At 65.2% G+C, this 3,154-nt stretch carries 3 protein-coding genes; all 3 read right to left on the reverse strand.

Translation table 11 applies throughout. The features are described 5' to 3' along the window. Positions 1 to 328: 328 nt before the first annotated feature. Entirely contained in the window at positions 329 to 727 is a 399-nt protein-coding gene (locus tag NTW26_10645) for a response regulator (GenBank protein MCX7022709.1), read from the reverse strand. A 129-nt stretch (positions 728 to 856) separates the two neighbouring features. Next, positions 857 to 2,137 (reverse strand): EAL domain-containing protein, encoded by a 1,281-nt coding sequence (locus tag NTW26_10650; protein MCX7022710.1) that lies wholly within the window; start codon positions 2,135 to 2,137, stop codon positions 857 to 859. A 400-nt stretch (positions 2,138 to 2,537) separates the two neighbouring features. After that, positions 2,538 to 3,154: YggS family pyridoxal phosphate-dependent enzyme (locus NTW26_10655; protein ID MCX7022711.1), on the reverse strand; the 617-nt coding region annotated here is incomplete at its 5' end.

The raw sequence follows: 3,154 nt of genomic DNA on the forward strand, positions 1-3,154 counted from the left end.
TTTCCTAACCCCGCCGCTTTTTATAAGGTAGCCCTCACCCCCATCCCCGTAAGGCAAGCCTTCTCCCACGGGGAGAGGGGGGTCGAAACAACCCTCACCCCGGCCCGCGGCTCCACCCGTTGCGATGACGTAGGGGCGACCCTCCGCGGTCGCCCGCTAATTGCGATGATGTAGGGCGGGGTTTCCTAACCCCGCCGCTCTAACGCTCCCACCCTCGACCCTCACCCCGACCCGGACCTCGCGGGCCTCCCACGGGGCGGGGAAAAACGCGATAATTGTAAAAAAGGCGGGTCCAACCCCGCCTCTTCGCGACCGAGACCTCACCGACCTAGCTCCGGCTGGTCAGAAGCTCCCGGACCTTGGTCAGAAGCTCCTGCGAATCGAAGGGCTTGGTGATGTAGTCCACCGCGCCCTCCTGCATGGAGGTTATCTTGGCGCGGCTGCCCGTCTTGGCCGATATCATGGCCACCGGTATCTCCGCCGTCAACGGGTCCACGTGCAGCAGCCGGAGCACCTCCCAGCCGTCCATGTCGGGCATCATGATGTCCAGGAGAATCAGGTCCGGGCTGTGCCTCTCGGCGAGCTCGAGCGCCTCCAGGCCGTTGGCGGCCTTGAGAACGTCGTAGCCCTGGCTGCGGAGTATCATCTCGACGATGGTGACGATGTCCGGCTCGTCGTCGGCGACCAGTATCACCTTCGTCTGCGGCGAGTTGGTGGAGTTTTTCATGGTTCGTTAAGTCACACAGTCGTTTAAATTATAGTCCCGGTTTCGTTGCGTTTCCAGCGGACTCGAACGTCAGCCGTCATCGCCCCCAAGCGCATCCATCAAAAACCGCCGGGCACCCCCCGGTCGGCGTCAGTAGGCCCGCGACGGGCGCTCCAGGTAGTAGCCCTGCCCCAGCTCCACCCCTATCTCCCGCATCATATCCAGCTCTTCGGGCTGCTCGATCCCCTCGGCGATGACGCGGCTGCCGGTGCGGCCGGCCATGTCCATGAGGGTTTTCAGGAGCTCCTGCTTGATCTTGCTGTTATGGATGCCGGAGACCATGGAGCGGTCGAACTTCAGGAAATCGGGTTGGAGCTCGGCGATCGTCGAAAGTGAGGAGTACCCGGCGCCGGCGTCGTCCACGGCTATCTTGAACCCCTCGTCCTTGAAGCCGACCAGAGTGCGGCAGAAGGCGGTCAGGTCGTGGATGGCGGTTCGCTCGGTGAGCTCGAGAACGACGTTCTCCTTCAAGAGGTTGCTCTCGACGCCGAAGTCGGCGCTGAAGCTGGGGTCGGAGAAGCTGACGGCGGCGGTGTTCAAGAAGAGAAGCTCCCCGTCCTTGACGTGCTCGGGGGCGACCAGGACGGCGTGGCGCCGGCAGAGGCGGTCCAGGGCGTGGCCGAACTCCGAGCGGGCGGCGAAGTTGAACAGCCGTTCCGCGTTCTCGAAGATGGTGTTCGGGGGGCCCAGGGAGAGCGCCTCGTGCCCCAAAACTTTCAGGTCGTCCAGGTACATGATGGGCTGGAAGCGGGTCCGGATGCGCTCCCCGGCGATAATCTGCGCCAGCTCCCGGTACTGGAGCATCTCCTCGCGCTTCTCGGCGTCCACCGCCATATCCCGGGCGTCCCGGGCGGCGGTGTACACCAGGCGCTCGAAGCGGATGAGAGGGTCGTCCACGAAGAGGGAGTAGCCGATGTTGACGTCGAAGCCGTTGGCGGCCAGCTCCCGGCCCACCGCGCTGGCGGAGACGAACTCCCGCACCAGCTGCGCGATCTCCGCCAGCTCCTCCGTGGTGAGGCCTTCCCGGGCGAAAAAGAGGAAGAAGCTCCCCGTACGGATCGCCTCTTCAAAAAGAAGCCCCTTGCCGCTCATGACCTGGTCGTTGAAAACACCCATGAGCTGGGCCAGGCTCATGATCAGGTCGTCGGTGGACTGCCAGCCGAAGGAGTTTTCCAGTCCGGCGGTCTGGGAGAGGTCCACGCAGATGACGCCCACGGTGCGGCGGTTGGCGTTGATGAGCTTGCGGATTTCGCCCAGCGCCACCGGCAGGGTGGGCAGGCCGGTCAGCCGGTCGTAAAGGAGGTTGCGGTAGCGCAGTAGCTCGGCGCGCAACCTCGGATCTGGCTTGTCGGGCCTATCGTCGTCGGCCATGACGTCTCTTCGCGGCGGTCGCGGGTGCGCGGCGGATTGCTACGGCAAATTGCGATGCACCCAACCGTCTAAACCGGACTGTGTTTCGTCACCCGGCCCACACCTCCCCGGGGGGGAGAGATATATGCATGTAAGAAAAGTATACAACCTTCAAGCAGCTATGTCATTAAAAAGGTGTCCGGGCGGGGTGTTCCTGCTTCTACATCGCTCCCGACGCCGGGATGCGGGTCCGGGTGTGGATTTGCGCCTGCACAGGGAAGCGCCTGTTTTGACCCGCCGGGCTCAGGACATCCCGGTGGAGCTGCCGGAGAACGGGGCTTCACCCGTTTCAGGAAGCAAGTTGCGTGCCCGTTTTTACCCCGACGGCCGCGCCGACCGGATCGGCGGCGGACGAGGAGCGCTAAGTCAACAAACCGCGGTACAGGGCGGAGCCCACGCGCACCAAGGTCGCCCCCTCCTCCACCGCCACCTCGAAGTCGTTGGTCATCCCCATGGAGAGCTCGGTGAAGCTTCCGAGGCCGTGGCGGCGGGCCAGGTCGTCGCGCAGCTCCTTGAGGGCGCGGAAAACGGGCCGCGTGTCCCCGGGCTCGGCCTCGAGGGGGGCCATGGTCATCAGCCCCCGGGGGGCGATTCCGGGGAGCGACAGGAGCGCGGGAAAACTCTCGGTGAGCGAGTCCGCGTCGAAGCCGTGCTTCGTGGCCTCACCGGCCACGTTGACCTCGAACAGGACCGGCGTCGGCCCGCCGGTCGAGCGCTCGGAGACCGCCCCGGCGAGCTCCGCGGAATCCACGGAGTGGATGAGGGCGAAGCGGGACAGCACCTTGTTGATTTTGTTTTTCTGCAGGGTGCCGATGAAGTGCCACTCCAGGCCGCAGTCGCCCACGGCGGCGAACTTGTTCAGCGCGTCCTGGACGCGGTTCTCGCCGATGACACGGACCCCGGCCCGGGCCAGAAGGGGGAGCGCCTCGGCGCCCACGTACTTCGTCGCGGCGACCAGGCGGACCCCCGCGGGATCCC

The organism is bacterium, assembly GCA_026398675.1.
Classification (GTDB): Bacteria; RBG-13-66-14; RBG-13-66-14; order RBG-13-66-14; family RBG-13-66-14; genus RBG-13-66-14.